Here is a 4997-nt window from a genome sequence, read left to right as displayed (position 1 = left end):
GTTGAGTGCGGCGACCTGCCGCGCCAGCCGATGGAGCATCGCCGCATCGAGCGCAGGGATCTCGTGGCGCTCGATCGCCCCGCCCAGCGCCTCTAGCCAGATCTCTCCGGGACGGTTGATATAGATATCGGTGACCTCGGGCCGATCGAGCGCGGGCGCCAGCGGCGCGAGATAGCTCGTGAGATAAACCCAGTCACCGAACGCATGGACGCTCATTGCCGGCCTTCGACCTCGGTGAAGTCGAGATCGCGCGCGACGAACACGCTGACACTGGTTCCCTGCCGAACGCTCAGGGTCGGGGGAATCTGGTTTGGCGTGCGAACACCGGCGCCGGCCCCGCCGCCCTGAAGCGCACCCGGCAGCACCAACACCGAACTGTCGACCGAGCGCGCCGCCAGCGTCACCCCGACATCAAGCGCCGATTGCAGGATCGCGCCAGCAAACCGCTCGAAGAAATGGCTGTTGACCTTCGCCTTGATCCCGCCGGTGCCAAGCGGATCGGTCGCCGGCGAGCCAATCGCGATCGTCACCCCATCGGGCCGGATCAGCCGCGTCCAGTTGATCAGGGCGCGCTTCTGTCCCGACGTCGCGTCCGAACGATATTCGCCGATCAGCCGGCTGCCGCGCGGGATCAGCACCTTCGTGCCGTCGAACCCACGCACGTCACGCTGCACGAGCGCGCGCGCAAAACCCGCGCGACTCGAGTTGAACGCAGTCTCGAGCACCGCCGGGATCAATGTCCCCTGCGGCACAGTCGTCGCCCGATTGGCAATGGTGCCCGCACTGACCCGCGCGGCGGTGCCGTCCGCTGCCATACCGCTCGGCGCCTGCCCCGGCGCTGCGGCGCCGGCAGCCTGCTCGCCACCCCCGCGGGTCTGCGAGCTATCGATCACCAGCGCCGACCCGCCACTGTTCCGTGCGGGTCGCTCGGCCGGCTGTTGCGGCACGAACGCCTGCTGTGGCAGCGGTTGAACCGGCATTGCGACCGCCGACGGCTGCGCGCGCGGGAGCGGCGCCACGGCAAGCGCCGGGGCCGGCGTCGGCAACGCGGTCTGTTGTGGCGCATAGGCCGGCGCCGGTTCTGGCGGGATGTAGAGCGGCGGCGGAGCCTCGGCGACCGCCAGTTCGGCGCCTCCTGCACTGACCGCCGGCGCACTCGCCGATTGGCGCCGCGCTTCGAGCACACCGAACAATGCCAGCGCTGCGACCCCGGCGCCGATCGCGATGGCGGTGCCGGACAGCCCGGACCTGGGACGCGCAACCACTGGCAGCGCGCTGCGCTCACCCGATACCGGCGTCGGCGATGAAGGCGGCAGCGTCATTTCTTCGGCGCTTTCGGCAGATGGCGATCGGCGCGCACGGTCTCGCGATCGATGCGGAACAGCAGATGATCGTGAACGCTGTCGATCACATAGAAGGACCCACGCATATTGCCGTTGGCAAGGCTCTCCTTGCCATGATCGTCGATGATGAACACCGCCGGCAACAAGGCGTCGGGCGCCCATTCGATCCAGGTCCGCTCGCCGTCATCGCTCATCCGGGTCGGGCGCAATGCATGTGCCCCCTTCAGCCGATACTCCCCGCCGATGCGCGCCGGCCCGGCGGTCTGCGGCACGCCATTGGCCGCCGCTTCGGTCGGGTAACGGAACCGCACCTCATAGGGCGCCGCGCCTCCCGCTCCTGCGGTCACCAGATCGAACGCATAGAAGCGTGCATTGGTGATCACGGTCATATTGGTGTCGCCGCCCTGGGTCGGCTTGACGAACAGCATATTGCCGCTGCGATTGGCGGTGACCTGCCAGCCGGTACTATCGCCAACCGCAACGCTCTGGATCTGCTCGTCGGGAGCGAGCGCAATGGTGATCTGATAGCCTGGGCTCCCGGCGATCTGCACCACCTGATCGCGATGATAATAGATCGCCTGAAGTCGCGGATCCCCGCCGACCGGAAACGGCCGCACCTGCGCCTGTGCGCCCGTCGCGAACCCGCCTGCCGCAACCAGAAGGATCGCTATCCGGATCATGGCCGCCGCTGCATTGGCACAGGCGCGGCGGAAGGCTGGCCCCGGGTCATCGGATAGCCCGGATAGGCAAGTGGCGCAGGCGCGCGCGCCGGGGTTGCCGGCGCTACGAGGCCGGCAGCCGGCGCGGCACTGGCTGGCGCTGCACCGATCGGCGTCGGCGTGGCAGCTGGCGCAGGTGCTGCGCTCTGCGCCGGCTCTGCCGGTGGCAAGGCTTCCGGGCTCTTGCGGTAGCGCGTGACCTTGAACCCGAGCGGGTTGATCATCCGGTCGGCCGCGCTCATCGGCGCGCCGCTATATTCGTAGCGGATCACCGTCATCCACGGCTGGCCGGCACGCGCTTCGCCGCCGGCATCGCGCCTCAGGGTGTCGAACCGCACCATCGCCGCGTTGGGGCCAAGCGCGGTCACGCTCTTGACCCGTACCTCGATCGTGCTCGACCGCGGCAGTCGCGCGAGCGGACTATCCGGGTTCGACGCCTGCACGGCCCCGAGATAGTCGGCGCGCGCCTGCCCGCCCGACCATAGCCCGACCTTGCGATAATCGCTTTGCAGCGCGTTGATGTCGAACTCCTCGCGCGCGATTACATATTGCACGAGGAACGACTGGGTCAGCGCCCGATCGCCCGAGATCATCTGCGGTTCGAGCGGTTTGAGCTGCTGGACGAACCCGGTCTGCCGGTCGACCAGCAGGGTATAGGGTTCGACCGTCTTCAGCGGGGTCAGGAACATGAGCGCCAGTGCCTCGCACACCGCGATCGTCGAGGCGCCGCCCGCAACCCACCATGCAATCCGCCGCGAAGCGCGCAAGCTATCGTTACGGTCCTTCGCCCAGCTATCGCCTTCGGCAAAATAGGCGTCGAGCGCCTCTCGCGCCTGCTTCTTCATGCCCGGTGATCCCGTGCCGCCGCACGCGCCGAGACGCGGTGGCGCGTCCGTCGGCGCGCTGCTGGCCCTACCGACATCGGCATCACGCCGCGTCCTTCATCTCTCATGCCGCTTCCCATTGGCGCCACGCGTGTGGCGCCGCCTGTCATTGTCATTCCCGCCTGTGCCGCGAGTTCCTCGCGGCGCTGGGTGATCGCCACCGCGTCGGCCACCGCCGCCGCCCGCGAACGGCTTTCGAGCGGGATCGCCGCCGCCGGCGAGGTCCAGACAGTGCCGCCGGCACCAACGTTCGTTGACGGCTGCTGGCTCAGGCCATGGGTGCGCCACGCCGGGATGCGCAGGCTGAACGCAACCCGCGCTATCGTCAGGGTCACCGCGACCAGCGCGATCGCGAAGATGATCGAGGCGGCAAGCAGCTGGCCCGGCACGCCGATGATATCGAGCCCGCTCGCGCGCCGTGCGAGCAGCGTCGCGAGCCACGGTTCGATGAACGCAAGCTCGACCCCGAGCACGACCGAGGTGGCAAGCGCCGCCAGCGCGGCCCCGATCAGCGCCTTGGCCCAGCCCTCGAACAGGCCGCGCGTTCCGTCGAACAACAGGAACACCGCGAACAACGGCCCCAGGGCAAGCAACAGCCCTGCGATGATCCGCACCGAGGCGAACGAGGCAATCGCGCCGACCAAAAACACCACGCGTGAGATACCGAGCGCAAAAGCGTCAAACCCAAGGAACGGCGGCGGGGCAACCGACGGCATCTGCGGCATGCCTTCCGGCCCCATTGGCGGCGCCCCCACGCCTTCGATCGCCAGCGCCTTCAGTGCCTGGTCGACCGCGTCGAGCCGTGCGGGAAGGCCTCCGCTGGCACCGGGAAGTCCGCTCGCGCTACCGATGCTTGCCATGAGTTCGGCAGGCGCGCGCAGGATCAGATCATAGATCACCGTCTGATAGGCGGGCCAGCTTGTCGCCAGTACGAGGACCAGCCCGATCTTGACGAAGGTCAGCACGCCTTCATGCACGCCAGGGGTATTGCCCAGCAGCATGCGATAGCCGATCAGCGCGATCAGCAGGGTGACCATGCCGGTGAGCAAGGCTGCCGCCGGCGACCCACTCGCCGCCAGCGCCTGATAGCCGGATGCCCCCAGCATCTGCGCCTGGCAGTCGAGGTAGGAGAGCATCCCCGGCGCGAAGCTCTCGGGCGATACGCCCGCCTGGCATGGCACGGCCATCACGCGCGCTCCATCAGCGCGTCATACCACGCCTCGGGCGCGTCGCCGTGCTCGGCGCGCAGCTGGTCGAGCAACCGCACGGTGCGCTCTCTCCCTGAAAGAATGGTGAGAAGCTCGCGCTCACCAGTAAGGTTGAGCCGCGCGACCACGCTCTCATTGCCGTGCTTGATCAGGAAGCAATGTGCGCTATCGGGGAGCGAGCGGACGATCTCATACTCATGGGGCGTGAGCCCGAACCCGTCGCAATAATCATCGGCGCGCGCCTTGGGGTTGGCCATGAAGATGCGCGTTGCCGCCTGCTCGATGATCGCACTGGCGATGCGGCTTTCAAGCGCATCCTGGGCGCTTTGCGTGGCGAACCCGACGATCCCGTTCCTTTTGCGGATCGTCTTCTCCCAGTCCTTGATCCGACGGACGAACACCTCGTCGTCGAGCGCCTTCCAGCCCTCGTCGACGACGATGATCGCCGGATCCCCGTCGAGCCGTTCCTCGACGCGGTGGAACAGGTACATCATCGCCGGAGTGCGGACGGTCGGATCGTCGAGGATGCGGCTCATGTCGAACCCGACCGCGCGCGCGGCGAGGTCGGTCGCATCCTCGGCATTGTCGAACAGCCAGGCGCGTTCGCCATCGCCCCACCACGGGCGCAGCCGCGACCAGAGGTCGCCGGCGTGCGGGCGCTGGTCGCCGCGGAACAGCTCGACCAGATGCCGCAACCGCCGATGCCCCGGTGGCTGGGCGTAGCTGGCGTCGACCGCATCCTTCAGCCGCGCCTGTTCCTCGACATCGACCCCGCCCGCGAGTTGCGCGAGCCAGTCGATCAGGAACTGGCGGTTGGTCGCATTGTCTTCGAGCAGAAGTGGG

5 protein-coding genes and 1 pseudogene are annotated in these 4997 nt (G+C 68.1%); all 6 read right to left on the bottom strand.

All coding sequences use genetic code 11. From position 1 onward, the window contains the following. Positions 1–216, bottom strand: a pseudogene (locus tag BGN95_RS26770) (P-type DNA transfer ATPase VirB11); the annotation flags it as partial. After that, on the bottom strand, positions 213–1322 hold the full coding sequence (locus BGN95_RS26765; protein ID WP_286774591.1) for a TrbI/VirB10 family protein: 1110 nt from the start codon (positions 1320–1322) through the stop codon (positions 213–215). The gene BGN95_RS26765 and the pseudogene BGN95_RS26770, both read right to left, overlap by 4 nt. Then, on the bottom strand, positions 1319–2023 hold the full coding sequence (locus BGN95_RS26760; protein WP_286774590.1) for a TrbG/VirB9 family P-type conjugative transfer protein: 705 nt from the start codon (positions 2021–2023) through the stop codon (positions 1319–1321). Before BGN95_RS26760 ends, BGN95_RS26765 begins: the two co-directional genes overlap by 4 nt. After that, positions 2020–2907: a VirB8 family type IV secretion system protein gene (locus BGN95_RS26755; RefSeq protein WP_286774589.1), complete on the bottom strand. Its 888-nt coding sequence runs from the start codon at positions 2905–2907 to the stop codon at positions 2020–2022. The genes BGN95_RS26760 and BGN95_RS26755 overlap by 4 nt, the downstream gene beginning before the upstream one ends. Next, positions 2904–4133, bottom strand: coding sequence for a type IV secretion system protein (locus BGN95_RS26750; protein WP_286774588.1), 1230 nt, complete (start codon positions 4131–4133; stop codon positions 2904–2906). Before BGN95_RS26750 ends, BGN95_RS26755 begins: the two co-directional genes overlap by 4 nt. After that, a partial coding sequence (locus tag BGN95_RS26745) for a TraG/VirB4 family ATPase (protein WP_502688362.1) occupies positions 4133–4997 on the bottom strand: 865 nt, incomplete at its 5' end. The genes BGN95_RS26745 and BGN95_RS26750, both read right to left, overlap by 1 nt.

The organism is Sphingomonas sp. 66-10 (genome assembly GCF_001897045.1).
Lineage (GTDB): Bacteria > Pseudomonadota > Alphaproteobacteria > Sphingomonadales > Sphingomonadaceae > Sphingomonas > Sphingomonas lycopersici.
Note: the sequence above shows the minus strand (reverse complement) of the source record. Positions and strands in the feature narration are given on the sequence as shown.